Genomic DNA, 15954 nt, shown 5'->3' with positions numbered 1-15954 from the left:
TTGTTAAGAAAAACTCTTAAATTGATGGATTGCCTATCTGTATGTTTATTAACAATTTTTATTGTTAATGATGTCGGTCTGGTTTTTTATGTCAGTTAAACTGATAGCTTTTGTTATTGGTCTTTGAGGCAGCATCGTAGATCCTTAATGCATTGCTTGAACAATAAAAAACATCTTGTCAGTAAATGGATTGCTGACAGGAATTACAGGATCTATCGAGGTATAACACCATGCCAGAATATAAAGCGCCGCTACGGGATATTCAGTTTGTGCTGAATGAAATGCTGGACAACGAGCAGCATTACAACAACCTGCCCGGCTGTGAAGACGCGACGCCTGATATGGTCAGCGCCATTCTGGAAGAGGGGGCTAAGTTTGCCGAGCGCGTACTGGCACCTCTGAATCAGGTCGGCGACCAGCAAGGCTGCCAGTTTAACGACGGTGAAGTCACTACGCCGGAAGGCTTTAAAGAAGCGTACCAGCAGTTTGTTGAAGGCGGCTGGCCATCGCTGGCGCATGCTACCGAGTGGGGTGGTCAGGGTCTGCCGGAATCGATCGGTCTGGTGATGAATGAGTTAGTGGGTACCGCTAACTGGTCCTGGAGTATGTATCCGGGCCTCAGTCATGGTGCGATGAATACTATCGATGAGCACGGTAGCGATGAGCAGAAACAGACTTATCTGACCAAGCTGATCAGTGGCGAATGGACCGGCACTATGTGTCTGACCGAACCACACTGTGGTACCGACCTGGGTATGCTGCGCACTAAAGCTGAGCCACAGGCCGATGGCAGTTATCAGATTTCAGGAACCAAAATTTTCATCTCCGCCGGTGATCATGATATGGCGGAGAATATCGTTCATATTGTGTTGGCACGACTGCCGGATGCACCGGCAGGTACTAAAGGTATCTCACTGTTTATTGTGCCTAAGTTTAAGCCACAGGCTGATGGCGCCGTTGGTGAACGTAATGGCGTTAGCTGTGGTTCTATCGAGCATAAGATGGGTATTCACGGTAACGCGACCTGCGTGATGAATTTTGATAACGCTACCGGTTATCTTATCGGTGCTGAAAATAAAGGCCTGAACTGCATGTTCACCTTTATGAATACTGCCCGTCTGGGTACTGCTTTACAGGGCCTGGCACATGCTGAATGGGGCTATCAGAACTCCCTTAAATATGCCCGCGAACGCTTACAGATGCGCTCGCTGAAAGGGCCTGCTTATCCGGACAAACCAGCCGATCCGATTATTGTTCATCCCGATGTACGGCGCATGCTGCTGACCCAGAAAGCCTTTGCTGAGGGTGGTCGGGCGTTGATCTATTTCTGTGCCCAGCTGGTCGATAAAGTAAAACTGTCTGCGGATGTTGAAGAGCAAAAATCAGCAGATGCACTGTTGGCATTCCTGACGCCTATCGCTAAAGCATTCCTCACGGAAACCGGTTTTGAATCTGCCAACCAGGGGGTACAGATTTTTGGCGGCCACGGTTTTATAAGTGAATGGGGCATGGAGCAGAATGTCCGGGATAGCCGTATTTCCATGCTGTATGAAGGTACTACTGGTATTCAGGCACTTGATCTGCTGGGCCGTAAGGTGCTGATGAGTCAGGGTGAATCACTCAAGTCCTTTACCAAAATTGTGCATAAGTTCTGTCAGACTGAAGCTGATAATTCCGCTATGCAAGAGTTTGTCGGTCCGCTGGCAGAACTGAATAAAGAGTGGGGCGAGTTGACCATGAATATCGGTATGCAGGCGATGCAGAACCGGGATGAGGTAGGTGCAGCTTCCGTCGATTACCTGATGTATTCAGGTTATGCCGTACTGGCTTATCTGTGGGGCCGAATGGCGCTGGTTGCGCAACAGAAGCTGGCTGAAGGTACCGACGATAAAGCGTTCTATGAATCCAAGTTACATACCGCTCGTTTTTATTATCAGCGTATTCTGCCAAGAACCCGGGCGCTGGTGGTAACTATGCAATCCGGTGCCGATAACCTGATGGAGCTGGACGATGAGCATTTCGGCAACTGATCCGGAATAGCTGATGAAACTATTAAAAACCGCAGTCGGCCGGAAGCTTGTTTCCGGTCTGGCGCAGGTTAACCGATTAAAGCACCGCTATAGCGGTAGTAAACAAAATACTCAGATACAGGTGAATCTAATGTCAGATACTCAAGCAATGTTCGATACTATGGCGTCTCGCTTTAACGCAACTGCGGCTGCTGACCTCGATGCAGTATTCCAGTATAAGCTGGATGAGGGTGATGCTTATTATGCGGCGATCGCTGACGGCAGCTGTGCCGTGGAACAGGGTGAGCATGACGAGCCAAGTGTAACGCTGATGATGGATAGCCAGACTTTTCAGGAAGTACTTGATGGTGAGACCGATGGTATGCAAGCCTTTATGACCGGTCGCATCCGGGCTGAAGGGGACGTTATGCTGGCGACCCGACTGGCGACTTTGTTCCCGGTTTAATTAGATTTAAGGCTTTACAGACAGTTGTACCAGATCAGGGGGGCAGCTGTTTTGATTCGACATATTCAGCCTTGTCGGCTTATGCTGATAGGCAGAACTCCGGCAAAAAACAATAATCAGGGAGTCTGAAAACAGGTCCGGGGCGAGGTGAATGCGCAACAGACTTATTTGCAGGCTCCTTCGCGAACAGGACCTGACAATGGATCAACAATGCCCTCCGGGCTGGATACCAGAAAGTATTAATCCCCGGGGTTATCGTAACCTCATTGAGGTTATGCAGCGCACAGTCGCCGATAACCGGGACAAAATAGCTTTCAGTAGTTTCGGTCGGGAATTGAGTTACGCCGAACTGGATCAGCTATCTGACGCATTTGCCGTCTACCTGCAACAGGAGTGCAAATTGCTGCCGGGGGATCGGATTGCCATTCAGCTGCCGAATATCAATCAATATCCGGTGGTCGTCTTCGGTGCCATGAAAGCCGGTCTTATTGTCGTTAATACCAACCCTCTGTATACCCCCAGAGAACTGGAATATCAGTTCAATGACTCAGGGGCAAAAGCCCTGGTAGTGTTTAAAGGGGTGGCGCATAACGTTGAAAAAATAATCGCAAATACCGGCATTAAAAGCGTATTTGTGACCCAGATAGCGGACCTGCATAGCCCGCTGAAAAGACTATTGATTAACTCCGTCGTGAAGTATGTCAAAAAGATGGAGCCTGCCTACAACCTTCCCGACGCCGTTGAGTTACGCCATGCCCTGAACAGTAAACTGGGGCAGAAACCACGGCTGGCAAATCCGTCCAGCAGCGATATCGCAGTACTGCAGTACACCGGTGGTACGACCGGTGTGTCAAAAGGTGCCATGCTGAGCCATGCTAACCTGATCTCTAACTGTCTGCAGGGGGTTAAGCTGATCTCCGGTGCCAATGAGCACTGGGCTGATAAAGTCGTGGCCCCGCTGCCGCTTTATCATATCTACGCATTTACTATTTCGATGGCGGTACTGGAACTGGGTGGCACTAATCTGTTGGTGGCTAATCCCAGGGATATTGATGGCTTTGTTAAAGAACTGAGAAAACAATCGATTTCAGCCTTTATCGGGCTGAATACACTGTTTGTCGCGCTGTGTAACCATAAGGACTTCGCTGAGGTAGATTTCAGTCAGCTAAAAGTTACCTTATCCGGTGGTATGGCGCTGACCTATGATGCTGCAGAACAGTGGCAACAGAATACCGGCTGTCAGGTTCTGGAGGCTTATGGCCTGACCGAGACTTCGCCGGCTGTGGCAATGAATCCACCACGGGATATCCGGGTTGGAACTATCGGGCCACCGGTGGCTGAAACTGAAGTAAAAATAATCGGCACTGAAGGGCAGGCACTGGCTGAAGGTGAGCCGGGTGAGCTTTGTGTCAGAGGCCCCCAGGTGATGCTGGGCTATTGGCAGCGGGAAGAGGCAACTGCCACCTGCTTTACCGATGACGGATTTTTCATTACCGGTGATGTTGCTGTATGGGAGCCGGATGGCTACCTGCGGATCGTCGACCGGGCCAAAGATATGATCAATGTCTCTGGTTTCAACGTCTATCCGAATGAGATTGAGGACGTCGTTACCTCGCATCCTAAAGTCGTTGAGTGTGCTGCGATTGGCGAGCCTGATCAGCACAGTGGCGAGGTTGTGAAGCTGTATGTAGTGAGCAATGAAGAGTTGTCAGTCGATGAGGTCCGCAGCTGGTGTAAAGAGCGCCTGACCGCTTATAAAGTACCTAAAATCGTCGAGTTTACCGACGAGCTGCCTAAATCAAACGTGGGTAAAGTACTACGCCGCATGTTGCGCAAAGACGCAGCCTGATTCTCAGGTCGCAGGAGAATTTAATGGCTTTTTCGAAACCGGTACGGCGGATGCTGCAGCACCGCCGCACAGTGGATTGCTGTGGTTATAAAAGAACCGATGGCCTGTGGGATATAGAAGCCCGGATGCTGGATGTTAAAACCGAAACTGTTGAGCTGCCAGAGCGAGGCGAGGTCGCTGCCGGTGACCCGTTTCATGATCTCGGGTTGCGTATTACGCTGGATCAGCAACTGTTGATTCATCAGGTTGAAGCATTCATTGAGCATTCGCCATTCAGTATCTGCCCGGGGATAACCAGCGCTTTTCGCAAGCTTGAAGGCACTCGTATCGGTCCCGGCTGGTCCCGGCAATGCAAAGATCTGCTGGGCGGCACTCAGGGCTGTACCCATCTATATGAGCTGCTGCAGCCTGTCGCGACAACGGCGATTCAAACGTTGTGGCCGAATATTGAGATTGATGTGATGAAGCAGGGCGCCGGATTCATGATCAATAGTTGTCATAGTTGGGCGCAGGACAGTAACGTTATTAAAGAGCTGCTGCCGGAACATTATAAACCTTTGTCATAGCTCTTTTCTAAATGGCTCCACCAGGCCTGGGTTTCTTATTAAAAGTCTATTCAGACCGAAATGGTTAAGTTTTTGACCGCAATATCGCTTTGCTTTCTATTACAGTAGTTAGTCAACAGCACCTTTCGCGAACCGGTTTGGTGGTGCTTTTATTTCATATCAGCCAGAAGAGAGTTAACTGATGAACGATCAACTGCTTGTGCAACGTACCGGTTCCATTCTGGAACTGACCCTGAATCGTCCGGATAAGAAAAATGCCCTGACATTGGCGATGTATCAGCAGTTGTCGGAAGCGTTGCTTGAAGCGGATAGCGACCCGCAGGTGCGGGTGATTATGCTGACCGGCGCCGGAGATTGTTTCTCGGCCGGTAACGATATACTCGATTTTATAGCCGCTCTGGATCGTCCCGATGCGGTTCAGGCCCCGCTGAAATTCCTGCAGACCATTACTACGGTGAGCAAACCTGTTATCGCTGTCGTACCTGGTGTCGCGGTCGGTATTGGTACTACGATGCTGTTGCATTGTGATCTGGTAATCGCGAGTGATCAGGCACATTTTCAGCTGCCTTTTGTCCGTCTTGGACTGGTGCCTGAAGGCGGGGCAAGTTTATTGCTGCCACAACTTGTCGGACATCGTAAGGCTTTTGAGTTAGTGGTGATGGGAGAGGCCTTCAACGCTTCATTAGCGGCTGACCTGGGTGTGGTAAACCGGGTGGTTGAACATGGCAAACTGATGGATGTAGCCCGCGCACAAGCTGAGAAACTAGCGGCTCTTGCGCCGGATGCCGTACGTCAGAGTAAGGCGATGTTGCGTCGCGGTCAGCAGGAACAACTGCAGCAGGTGCTGGTGGCTGAAATTGAGCAGTTCGCTGCCCGGCTTAAGTCACCGGAAGCGATGGAAGCGCTACAGGCGTTTACTGAGAAACGTGCAGCGGACTTCTCCCGGTTTTAATTCCAGGTTTTAAAACACTGTTCAATCGTTTTCAGGCGGATACAGGCTTACTATTTTTCTTGTGATCGTACATGCGATGATCGGCGATACTGATCAGCGCATCCAGCTCCAGGGCGTTATCCGGATACAGCGCGGAACCTGTGCTGCAGGTGAGCTGTAGTTGCAGGTCTTCAATCAGAATCGGTGCTGAAAACGCGCTGGCTATGTCCCGTGCTACCCGGTTCAGACTGGCGCGGGTATCACCGCCCTGAATCAGAATACAGAACTCGTCGCCGCCCAGGCGGGCGACAAAATCGCTGCTTTTGATCTGCCGGGAGATCCGCTCAGCGACAACTCTCAGTACCTGATCACCGATCTTATGACCAAAGCTATCGTTGACCTGTTTAAAGTCATCAAGGTCGATAAAAATGATGCCAAATGTTTCTGCCGCTTCAATCATGTTTTCAGCATGATCTTCAAAATGCCGGCGGTTGGCAACGCCGGTCAGATGATCATGCAGCGCCAGATGCTGAACCTGCTTCTTCGACTGTATATGCTCTTCTATCTCGCGCTGCAGTAACAGATTGGCACGAATTGCCTGTTTCGATATACGGGACAGATGGAAGGCCATCGGTGTAAAAGCGATATGCCCGATCAGCATAATCAACGTCAGCAGCAGCATCGGGACATTCCAGTTAAGTAAGAAATACAACTGAACGGGCAGCATAGCGGCAAGATCAAATGCGATATAGTTGTGCGGGAAGTTAATACAGATTACGACGGTGACCGTGACGGCAATAACCAGAATCGTGAACAGCATCGCGATGGCTATTTCGGCGACAGCCTGCGGCAGAAGAAATACTGAAACGCCGTACAGAAAGGCGCTCATACAGCTAAAGACAGTGCGCCAAAGAAGCTGGCTGGCTTTGTCTTTCAGGGTGTTTTTGTCTGGCTGTGAGCGGCATGCCCGGGCCAGCATATAACTGGAAAATATCAGTGCAAGATACCAGGGGATAAGCAACTGCAGTGGCGTATTGTAGTAGTAAAGTACGCAAGCAAACACGACGCCGCCAGCGAGAATCGCCCATTTACTGCGAATGCCCCGTTCCAGTAACAGATCAGTCTGGGTTATAAAAACCGCTTCATCTATTTCCTGAGGCGCGTCGATATTTTGAGAAGAAAAATTACTCAAGACAGCTATCACTCTTGCGTTAATAGCGAGAAGTGTAGCACGCGAAATTCGCACTAAATGACTATATTACCCACTTTGATGTTTAAAAATGGCGTGGTAATGAGGCTGTACGAAAACGTTATTAGGGCAGGCTTTCGCTGGGTTATTTCAGACAATGTTTATACCGGTCAGGCTAGAAAATGTTTTCCACCCAGCCGATTTATTGATTGTCCTTATGACGCAGTAAAAGATCGCCATACAGCGCCTGAATTTCAGCGACGTCGGCCTCGACGTCACCGCTGGTCTGGTACGCTTTATAGATTCCGGCGCGGCGGGCTTTGTGATCAATATAGGCGGTCAGAATCGGTACTCCGGCTCCATCGGCAATATGGTAAAAGCCGGTTTTCCACTGTTCGACTTTTGAGCGCGTTCCTTCCGGTGCTATGACCAGATACAGATTATCGGCGTCCTGCAGCTGTCCGATCGCCTGAGTCACGACATTTTTCGAGCGGGAGCGATCAATAGGCACTCCACCTAACCACATCATCAGCCGTTTAAACGGAAAACGGAATATCTGAATCTTACCCATCCAGTAGATCGGCATGTCCTGGCTGAATGCCAGCAACAGAGCGTAGGGCAGGTCCCAGTTAGTGGTATGCGGGGCGCCGATGATGACGCAACGATCCACATTCTCAGTCGCGGAGAAGTCCAGCTCCCAGCCACGTAACCTTAGCAAGGTTCGGGAGAACCAGCGCAGAGCGGGTTTGATAACTGGGGTGGAAAATATAGTGCGATGCATCAGGGCAGATTCCGGCTTTTCAAAGCGGTTATTTTAATGATTTAAGCAGTCTACGGCTAAGTTAATTTTAAGACCGGATTTGTTACATATCTGTAGCGCTTTTAGTGATTGTCTATTTTCTGTTAACTTACTGATAAACAAAGAATATCTTTCGCTATAAATGTTTTTGTCATTGATTGAGGGCCTTTTTGTCATTGTTGTGCCGGGTAAACTGTCTAGTATTAATCAGCATCAGGATGCACTACTAGAATTAAGGAAGGTGTGAAATAAGTCTAATGTATTTCTCTGCGAGCTATAGAACGGCCAGATACGCGAAAGACAGAGCAGTGAAATGTCTGGACCTTTTCAAACTGTCTGACAAAGCAGGTGGCCGTCCTAGAGCTCGCCCTTTGGGGCTTTCAGAGGGGCTGGATCTCAGTGTTAACAATTTTCGACGTACAACCCGTATGTCTGTAATTGTTGCCTTGATCTCCAATCTCTCTGAAAGCCAGAGGCGCAAGAGACTTGTTCGCACCTTCCCTAGCTGCGTAATGAGCTGAGTTTTGAGCATTGAAGCGAGCGACTGCTTCTTAAAATAAATACATACGTATGGAGTCGACCATGCTATTTGAAGGTCAAGCGATACGGGTTCAGGAAATTGAGACCGGCATTTATGAGCTGGTATTTGATCTGCAGGGTGAACCGGTAAACAAGTTTAATCAGGTTACCCTGGCTGAACTGAAGGAATCTGTTAGTCAGCTGAGCGCCGTTGATGGTATTAAAGGGGTGTTGTTCAGCAGCGCCAAAGATTGTTTTATCGTTGGTGCAGATATTACCGAATTCAGTTCGTTGTTCGCCGACGGCGAAGAAGCGCTGATCGCCAAGCTGCTTGAACAGCATGCAATCTTCAGCGCAGTTGAAGATCTGCCTTGCCCGACGGTGACTGCCATTAATGGTGTCGCATTCGGCGGCGGTTTCGAACTCTGTCTGGCAACCGATTTCCGGGTCATGGCTGAAAAGGCAAAAGTTGGTTTGCCGGAAGTTAAGTTAGGTATTAACCCGGGTTGGGGTGGCATCGTTCGTCTGCCTCGCCTGATCGGTATTGATAATGCCCATGACTGGATCTGTACCGGTGCTGAAAAACGCGCTCCGGCAGCTCTGAAGGATGGCGCCGTTGATGCGGTTGTCAGCCAGGATAAAGTACGGGACGCAGGTCTGGACCTGTTGCACAAGTGTATTGCGGGTAAGTTTGATTTCCAGGCCCGACGTGATGAGAAACAATCGCCGGTTAAGCTCAACCAGATTGAGCAGATGATGGCGTTTGAAACCGCTAAGGGGCTGATTGGCGCTAAAGCCGGACCGCATTACCCGGCACCGATGCAGGCAGTTAAGACGATCCAGAAATCCTGTGGTATGAGCCGCGACAAAGCGATCGAAGCCGAAGTACGTGGCGTAGCGAAGCTGGCGGGTGGCCCTGTTGTTAAAGCGCTGGTCGGGTTGTTCCTGAAAGACCAGTATGTGAAGAAGGTCAGCAAGGGCTACGAAGCACAAGCCGCGAAGGTGAAACAGGCTGCGGTATTGGGTGCCGGTATTATGGGCGGCGGAGTCGCCTACCAGTCGGCCTCTAAAGGTACGCCGATCCTGATGAAGGATATCAACGAAGCAGCAATTCAGCTGGGCCTGGATGAAGCCAATAAGCTGCTCGGTGGCCAGCTCAAGCGCGGCCGTATCGATGGCGCTAAGATGGCCGCGACGATTAACATGATTCGTCCGACGCTTAGCTACGGTGATTTTGGCAGCGTCGACTTAGTGGTCGAAGCGGTAGTAGAGAATCAGAAAGTTAAAGAGATGGTGCTGGCAGAAGCGGAGCAACACATTGCTGACGATGCGGTACTGGCTTCCAATACTTCGACTATTTCGATCAATGCTCTGGCTAAAGTACTGAAACGCCCGGAAAACTTCTGCGGTATGCACTTCTTTAATCCGGTACACAAAATGCCGCTGGTGGAAGTTATCCGCGGTGAGAAAACGTCGGATGAAACCATCGCGCGGACAGTGGCTTACGCCAGCGCCATGGGTAAGACGCCGATCGTGGTGAATGATTGTCCTGGCTTCCTGGTAAACCGGGTGCTGTTCCCATACTTCGGCGGTTTCAGCGGCCTGATGCAGGACGGCGCCGATTTCCGTCAGGTAGATAAGGTAATGGAAGGCTTTGGCTGGCCGATGGGCCCGGCTTACCTGCTGGATGTTGTCGGTATCGATACCGCGCATCACGCCGATCAGGTGATGGCAGCAGGCTTCCCTGAGCGGATGTCGCATGAAGGTGAAACCGTGATTGACCGGATGTACAGCCTGGAACGCTATGGCCAGAAGAATGGTAAAGGCTTCTATCGCTATGAGATGGATCGTCGCGGTCGTCCGAAGAAGTTGTCTGATGATGAAGTCGGTCAACAGATCGGCGATATTGCTGCACAGACTCGCGAATTCTCAGCTGAAGAAATTACCGAGCGGATGATGATTCCGCTATGCATCGAGACCGTTCGTTGTCTGGAAGAGGGGATCGTCGCTTCTGCTGAAGAAGCCGATATGGCACTGATCTATGGTATCGGATTCCCGTTGTTCCGTGGTGGTTTATTCCATTATCTGGATGAGATGGGTATGGCTGCATTCTGTGCTATGACCGAAAAATATGCCGATCTGGGGCCGCTGTACCAGCCGACCGAACGGATGAAAGAGATGGCTGCCACTGGCGCTAAGTACTTAAATTCCAGTGCTGCAAAATAAGAGGAATCGAAGATGAGTCTGAATCCGAATGATGTGGTCATCGTCGACGGTGTCCGTACCCCAATGGGTAAATCCAAAGGCGGTTCTTTCCGCAATGTGCGTGCTGAAGCGCTGTCTGCCCGGGTAATGAATGCGCTGCTGGAGCGCAACCCAGAGGTTAATCCGGCTGAAATTGAAGATGTGATCTGGGGTTGTGTCAACCAGACCAAAGAGCAGGGCTTTAACATTGCACGTAACGCGCTGGTGCTGGCTGGTTTGCCGCATACTGTTGCCGCACAAACCGTTAACCGTCTCTGTGGCTCCTCAATGGCGGCGTTACATACTGCCGCGCAGGGAATTATGAGCGGCAACGGCGATATGTTTATGGTCGGTGGTGTTGAGCATATGGGGCATCTGGATATCCTGCACGGTATCGATGTTAACCCGCAGATGAGTAAGCAGGTGGCGAAAGCGGCGATGATGATGGGTATCACCGCCGAGATGCTGGGTAAGATGAACGGTATCAGCCGGGAACAGCAGGATGCCTTTGGTGCCCGCTCCCACCGCCTGGCGGATGAAGCCCGCAGTCAGGGCCGCTTTGACAATGAGATCGTTGCAGTGGAAGGCCATGACGAAAATGGCTTTAAGAGCCTGCTGGAGCAGGATGAGGTTATCCGCCCGGAAACTACAGTAGAAACATTGTCTGCCCTGAAGCCGGTTTTCGTACCTAAGGTTGGTACAGTGACCGCGGGTACCTCCTCAGCTTTCTCTGATGGCGCTTCCGGTATGTTGCTGATGTCTGCCGCTAAAGCGCAGGCACTGGGGCTGAAACCACGCGCTAAGATCCGCTCAATGGGCGTTGCTGGCTGCGATCCTTCCATTATGGGTTACGGTCCGGTACCGGCATCTCAGAAAGCGCTTAAGCGTGCCGGTCTGACCATTGCTGATATCGATTATATCGAGCTCAACGAAGCATTTGCAGCGCAGGGCCTGGCGGTGCTGAATGGTCTGAAGCTGCTGGATCAGATGGAAGAGAAGGTTAACCTGAACGGCGGTGCTATCGCTCTGGGTCATCCGCTGGGTTGCTCCGGCACCCGTATCTCAACCTCACTGCTCAGCGTGATGGAGCAGAATGACGGTGAGCTGGGTCTGGCAACTATGTGTATCGGTATGGGACAGGGCATTGCGACTGTCTTTGAACGCCTCAACTAGGCTGCTGAACTCAGTCTGACCGGACTACGCAACGGCACTGTCGTTGCAGTCGTCGATAAAACGCCGGATACTGAAAGTAACTCTTTTGGTATCCGGTTTTTTTTGTGAATTTTTTTGCCCATCTTGTTCTCGCGCAACCGACAGTGCCGTCCCGTGTCGGCAACCTGCTGGGGGACTTTGCCCGCGGTATCGACACGCAATCCCTGTCGCCTGAGATCTATCAGGGGCTGGTCAACCATCGCCGGGTTGATCATTTTACCGATCAGCATCCCGCAGTCCGGGAGTTGAAAGCCTGCTTTTCACCCCAGCGCAGACGCTTTGCCGGAATCGCCCTGGATGTCCTGTTCGATCATTATCTGCTACTGCACTGGGAACGCTTCAGCGAGGTCCCGAAACAGTCGTTTATCCGTGAGTTATACCGCGATCTTGATAGCGGGCAGAAGCTGATGCCGGAACGCATGCAGCAGGTGACCCAGCGTATATCAGCACAAGACTGGTTTAGCTCCTATGAAGAGCTTGAAGGCGTCGCCTACGCCTTGGATCGGATCGCCAGCCGGATCAGGTTTCAACACCGATTCGCCGGAGTCGGTAAGGAGCTGGAACAGAACTACCAGACATTTGAACAGGGCTTCGAGAGCTTTTTCCCGGATCTTATCGAAGAATTCAGCTCTCCGGTAATTAAAACCCCGAAGGGGTTTTAAGCAGTGGCTAGACCGCCGAACAAGTTCGACTCGCTAGAACGCGACTTCGTCGCTTGCTAGTGGCTAGAAAAATCAAAAGCAAAAAAACTTCTTAATTTTGGTTTGCTTAAACACTTACCACCAAACTTCGTAAGAACGGTAGGTTGGTCTGAGCGCAGCGAAGCCCAACGTTCGCTCTAGATCATCGAGTAAGCTCGACTCGCCAGCCCGCCGAACAAGTTCGGCTAGCTAGAACGTGGCTTCGCCGCTTGCTAGTGGCTAGAAAAATCAAAAGCAAAAAGCCTTCTTTCTTCTCATGGGTTTATGACTGACCACCTAACTTCGTAAGAGCGGTAGGTTGGTTTGAGCGTAGCGAAGCCCAACGTTCATTCTAGATCATCGAGCAAGCTCGACTCGCCAGACCGCCGAACAAGCTCGGCTAGCTAGAACGTGGCTTCGCCGTTTGTTAGTCGCTAGAAAAATCAAAAGCATAAAGCCTTCTAAATATTTTATGTGTGCAGGCCACTTCCACGCGCTGTAAGAAGGGGAGGATACTGGTATAACTCAAAATAATCGGGCAATATCAGTCAGATACGGATATCAACAGGCGATCTTACCGGCCGGTTGAAAATGACAAAGCGTGCCAGCGCGTTTTCAGGGGATGAAAATCAATGTGCTTCAGAAAGTCTCATTTCTTTCAGATAGATACCTCCCCCCTTGCCGCAAACCCTGCGGCAGTAAAACGCGCACGCACACAATTAAGCTGTTAGCACTAAATTATGATTAACAACATTTATACTCTCTCAGAGAAAAATCCGCCAAACTTCTTTGATGATTTCGAGGAAGGCAAAATGTACACTTACGAAACGGATTTATGTTTTGACTTTGGAGCAGATGGTTGTGAATTTACGGTCGTTTTTGAAGGCAAAATAGAGTTAACTGATGAAGATAGGGCCATATTATTTAGCTTGCTAAAGAGTGTGGTAGAGCTAGATTCAATCGTCGCAAGAAAAATGAATTCTTATAAAGACTATGAATTTGAATTGTCATACATAACCGTTGGGTCGACTATTTTATTTAGCTATTGTGGCGTAAATGTAAATTCAACGTGGGAATTTGAATTTATTATTGAAGCTGGTGATAACTACAGTTTTACCAGTAAATTTGAGTAAAAGCTCAGTGCTAACAAGGTGCTGTTGCGGAGCTACGCTACGCTCAGCCGGCAAAGCACGGCGTTAGGTTCTGAGATCTCCGCTCTGTATCAAAGCGGACATTCCCATAGAGATAATGATGCGTCTGGCCAGTAATCCAGTTAAGAATAAAAAACCGCCAATCGGCGGTTTTTATGTTTTTGACTTTCGCTTTTTCTAGCCACTAGCAGGAAGGCTTGCCTTCCGTTCTAGCTAGCGGCGAAGCCGCGATCTAGCTACTGTTTAATAGAAGCCGCGATCTAGCTACTGTTTAATAGAAGCCGCGATCTAGCAGCTGCTTTTAGCTACTGTTTACTAGCCGCCCTGGCTGCAAGCCGAGCCTGAAGAGCATTCAGCTGATCAGCCTGGGCAGACTGCTGGCTCTGCTGCTGCTGGATGCGCTGGGATTTCTCCCGGGCGATAGTATCGCGGATCTTGCGTTCCCGTAGTGCAGTAGAGAACCGGGAGGCGGACGGTCTTTCCACTGTCGCTTGCTGAGCATGTTCCAGTACACGCTCCATATTCCGGGCAGGGATCTTATCTGCTAAGGCAGGCTGAGCTGCTACGTCAGGGGTTCTGGCTGCAGCACTGCTTGCAGGCTGGCTGGTAACTGTGGTTTTCAGAGACAGGGTTTTCTTGGCTTTCGGTTTAGCCTTAGCCTTAGCTGCAGGTTTACCACGGCTGTCGATCCGCGCCATCAGCTCGGCCATCTCTTTGGATTCGGCCTGCTGCTGAGCAAGCTTTTCAGCCTGGCGCTGTTCCTTCTCCTGCTCAATGGCTTCGCGGATTTTGCGTTCCTGGGTAGCTGAGCCCACCTTGCCGCTGGACAGCTTAGGTGCACTGCTGGTGGCTGTTTTAGCTTTGGTTTTAGCTGTGCCAGCTGCTTTTTTAGCGCTGGCGGCTTTGCTTTTCGGACTACGTCTTCTGGCGTCTACCCGGGCCATCAATTTGGCCATCTCGAGTGCTTCGGCGCGTTCTTTAGCGATCTTTCCGGCCAGTTGCTTATCTCTATCCTCAGCCATCTGAGTCAGGCTTTTTTCCTGCTCAACCGGTTTGACTGGTGCGGATTTTACGGCGTCAGCGTCGCCGTTATCTGATTCCTTATCGGTCTCTTTATCAAGCCCTGAAAACTCCAGTCCATCGAAGCTGTCAAGATCGTCCAGGGCGGACTCACTGTCGTTCTCTAATGCATTGCGACTGGCGAAAATGTTGGCGGCAGCTTCGCTGAGCGAAGGCTCCTCCGGGACCTCTTTTTTCTTCGGCTTGGCACGGGTTGGTTTTGCAACAGGTGCCGAGGTGCGCAGTCCTTGCAGACCAATCGCACTGAAGGTTTCAATCGCTTCCTTAGTCAGCTCGCGCAGATCCTGAAGATCTTCGGCGATGGCCCATTCGGAAATGATGAAATTTTGTGGGTTATGTTCACGGATATCGGTATATAACGGGTGTTCAAGGCCGGTTTCAGCGGCAACAAGAATCTGTTCCCAGCGACTATCGGTACTGTCGCGGGTCGATCCTACATAAACTTGATCAGTAATAGAATTGGTGATGGTGAAGATGATCAAATGGGGTAACTCCGTGCTTTTAAAAATGCACTACTGCCTGACAAAAAGCGCGTATTATAGAGCCGGATTTGTGAAAGGTAAGACTTGAAATTTAGTTATTTTTTCATCCCATTTTTTAGACTGTTTACCATAGTGATTAGAATGCATAAGCAACCTGCTGATACTGTTATAGTTCTTGACTTTGAAACCACCGGATTATCGCCGGACCAGGGCGACAGGGCGATTGAAATTGGTGCGGTTATTATTGAGCAAGGCCGGATTACAGACAGCTTTCAGCGGCTGATGAATCCGGGTCGAAGAGTCAGTAGTTTCATCGAGCAATATACCGGGATCAGTAATGCGATGTTGCAGGATGCTCAGGACTGTTCTTCGGTCATGGCTGAGTTTGCCGAATTTATCGATGGCTACAATTTAGTTGCCCACAACGCTTCCTTTGATCGCCGCTTCCTCGATGCTGAACTGGAACGTATCGGGGCCGGTTATCCGGGTCAGTTCGCCTGTTCTATGCTGATCGCCCGTCGTTTGTATCAGGGCGCGCCAAACCACCGCCTGGGAGGCTTGGTCGAATATAAAAATATACCTACCGACGGCGTATTTCACCGCGCCCTGGCCGATGCTGAGATGACTGCAAGGTTATGGTTGCAGATGCTGGAGGATATTGAACTGGATTACGGCAAGGTGGAATTGACCTTTCGTCAGCTGCAACAGTTGTCGAAAACGCCCAAGGCGGGCGTTTCCGGTTATTTTAATCGTCAGTGACGGTCTTAAACTTATCTT

General features: G+C 50.3%; 13 protein-coding genes. 10 read left to right on the top strand and 3 right to left on the bottom strand.

Features of this window, described 5'->3' with window-relative positions; translation table 11 throughout:
* Positions 1-230 precede the first annotated feature (230 nt).
* The 5 genes from ACQUQM_RS16245 (at position 231) to ACQUQM_RS16225 (ending at position 5842) form a co-directional block, all read left to right on the top strand.
* On the top strand, positions 231-2030 hold the full coding sequence (locus tag ACQUQM_RS16245; protein ID WP_432470926.1) for an acyl-CoA dehydrogenase C-terminal domain-containing protein: 1800 nt from the start codon (positions 231-233) through the stop codon (positions 2028-2030).
* A gap of 13 nt (positions 2031-2043) precedes the next feature.
* Positions 2044-2475, top strand: coding sequence for an SCP2 sterol-binding domain-containing protein (locus ACQUQM_RS16240; RefSeq protein ID WP_432470925.1), 432 nt, complete (start codon positions 2044-2046; stop codon positions 2473-2475).
* A gap of 199 nt (positions 2476-2674) precedes the next feature.
* The gene (locus ACQUQM_RS16235; RefSeq protein ID WP_432470924.1) at positions 2675-4324 is read left to right on the top strand and encodes an AMP-binding protein; all 1650 of its coding nucleotides are present in this window, start codon (positions 2675-2677) and stop codon (positions 4322-4324) included.
* A 23-nt stretch (positions 4325-4347) separates the two neighbouring features.
* Complete coding sequence (locus ACQUQM_RS16230) at positions 4348-4890, top strand: DUF2889 domain-containing protein (protein WP_432470923.1); 543 nt, start codon at positions 4348-4350, stop codon at positions 4888-4890.
* A 181-nt stretch (positions 4891-5071) separates the two neighbouring features.
* Complete coding sequence (locus ACQUQM_RS16225; RefSeq protein ID WP_432470922.1) at positions 5072-5842, top strand: enoyl-CoA hydratase; 771 nt, start codon at positions 5072-5074, stop codon at positions 5840-5842.
* 31 nt (positions 5843-5873) lie between these two features.
* Here ACQUQM_RS16225 and ACQUQM_RS16220 read toward each other — a convergent pair whose 3' ends face one another.
* A complete protein-coding gene (locus ACQUQM_RS16220; protein ID WP_432470921.1) occupies positions 5874-7013 on the bottom strand; it encodes a diguanylate cyclase domain-containing protein in 1140 nt (379 codons plus the stop codon).
* Positions 7014-7212: 199 nt separating this feature from the next.
* Positions 7213-7791, bottom strand: coding sequence for a 1-acyl-sn-glycerol-3-phosphate acyltransferase (locus tag ACQUQM_RS16215; RefSeq protein ID WP_432470920.1), 579 nt, complete (start codon positions 7789-7791; stop codon positions 7213-7215).
* 600 nt (positions 7792-8391) lie between these two features.
* Between ACQUQM_RS16215 and fadB the strand changes: the two genes are divergently transcribed.
* The 4 genes from fadB (at position 8392) to ACQUQM_RS16195 (ending at position 13597) form a co-directional block, all read left to right on the top strand.
* Positions 8392-10554, top strand: a complete 2163-nt coding sequence (gene fadB / locus ACQUQM_RS16210) for a fatty acid oxidation complex subunit alpha FadB (protein WP_432470919.1) — start codon at positions 8392-8394, stop codon at positions 10552-10554.
* Between the two features lie 12 nt (positions 10555-10566).
* The gene (gene fadA / locus ACQUQM_RS16205) at positions 10567-11745 is read left to right on the top strand and encodes an acetyl-CoA C-acyltransferase FadA (RefSeq protein WP_432470918.1); all 1179 of its coding nucleotides are present in this window, start codon (positions 10567-10569) and stop codon (positions 11743-11745) included.
* Between the two features lie 104 nt (positions 11746-11849).
* The gene (locus ACQUQM_RS16200; RefSeq protein ID WP_432470917.1) at positions 11850-12446 is read left to right on the top strand and encodes an ACP phosphodiesterase; all 597 of its coding nucleotides are present in this window, start codon (positions 11850-11852) and stop codon (positions 12444-12446) included.
* Between the two features lie 830 nt (positions 12447-13276).
* Positions 13277-13597, top strand: coding sequence for a hypothetical protein (locus ACQUQM_RS16195; RefSeq protein ID WP_432470916.1), 321 nt, complete (start codon positions 13277-13279; stop codon positions 13595-13597).
* Between the two features lie 323 nt (positions 13598-13920).
* Here ACQUQM_RS16195 and ACQUQM_RS16190 read toward each other — a convergent pair whose 3' ends face one another.
* Complete coding sequence (locus ACQUQM_RS16190) at positions 13921-15177, bottom strand: GIY-YIG nuclease family protein (RefSeq protein WP_432470915.1); 1257 nt, start codon at positions 15175-15177, stop codon at positions 13921-13923.
* A 141-nt stretch (positions 15178-15318) separates the two neighbouring features.
* Here ACQUQM_RS16190 and ACQUQM_RS16185 point away from each other — a divergent pair, with 141 nt between their 5' ends.
* Positions 15319-15936 carry a 3'-5' exonuclease gene (locus ACQUQM_RS16185; protein WP_432470914.1) on the top strand — a complete coding sequence of 206 codons (618 nt, stop codon included), beginning with the start codon at positions 15319-15321 and terminating at the stop codon, positions 15934-15936.
* Positions 15937-15954 lie beyond the last annotated feature (18 nt).

Source organism: Amphritea sp. HPY, from assembly GCF_050870985.1.
GTDB lineage: Bacteria > Pseudomonadota > Gammaproteobacteria > Pseudomonadales > Balneatricaceae > Amphritea.
This window is presented reverse-complemented; position numbering and strand designations above follow the sequence as displayed.

What these genes read in the sequence shown, in the direction of transcription:
- ACQUQM_RS16245 (WP_432470926.1), top strand. Translation starts at nt 231, where the DNA reads ATGCCAGAATATAAAGCGCCGCTACGGGATATTCAGTTTGTGCTGAAT.
- ACQUQM_RS16240 (WP_432470925.1), top strand. Translation starts at nt 2,044, where the DNA reads ATGAAACTATTAAAAACCGCAGTCGGCCGGAAGCTTGTTTCCGGTCTG.
- ACQUQM_RS16235 (WP_432470924.1), top strand. Translation starts at nt 2,675, where the DNA reads ATGGATCAACAATGCCCTCCGGGCTGGATACCAGAAAGTATTAATCCC.
- ACQUQM_RS16230 (WP_432470923.1), top strand. Translation starts at nt 4,348, where the DNA reads ATGGCTTTTTCGAAACCGGTACGGCGGATGCTGCAGCACCGCCGCACA.
- ACQUQM_RS16225 (WP_432470922.1), top strand. Translation starts at nt 5,072, where the DNA reads ATGAACGATCAACTGCTTGTGCAACGTACCGGTTCCATTCTGGAACTG.
- ACQUQM_RS16215 (WP_432470920.1), bottom strand. Translation starts at nt 7,791, where the DNA reads ATGCATCGCACTATATTTTCCACCCCAGTTATCAAACCCGCTCTGCGC.
- fadB (WP_432470919.1), top strand. Translation starts at nt 8,392, where the DNA reads ATGCTATTTGAAGGTCAAGCGATACGGGTTCAGGAAATTGAGACCGGC.
- fadA (WP_432470918.1), top strand. Translation starts at nt 10,567, where the DNA reads ATGAGTCTGAATCCGAATGATGTGGTCATCGTCGACGGTGTCCGTACC.
- ACQUQM_RS16195 (WP_432470916.1), top strand. Translation starts at nt 13,277, where the DNA reads ATGTACACTTACGAAACGGATTTATGTTTTGACTTTGGAGCAGATGGT.
- ACQUQM_RS16185 (WP_432470914.1), top strand. Translation starts at nt 15,319, where the DNA reads ATGCATAAGCAACCTGCTGATACTGTTATAGTTCTTGACTTTGAAACC.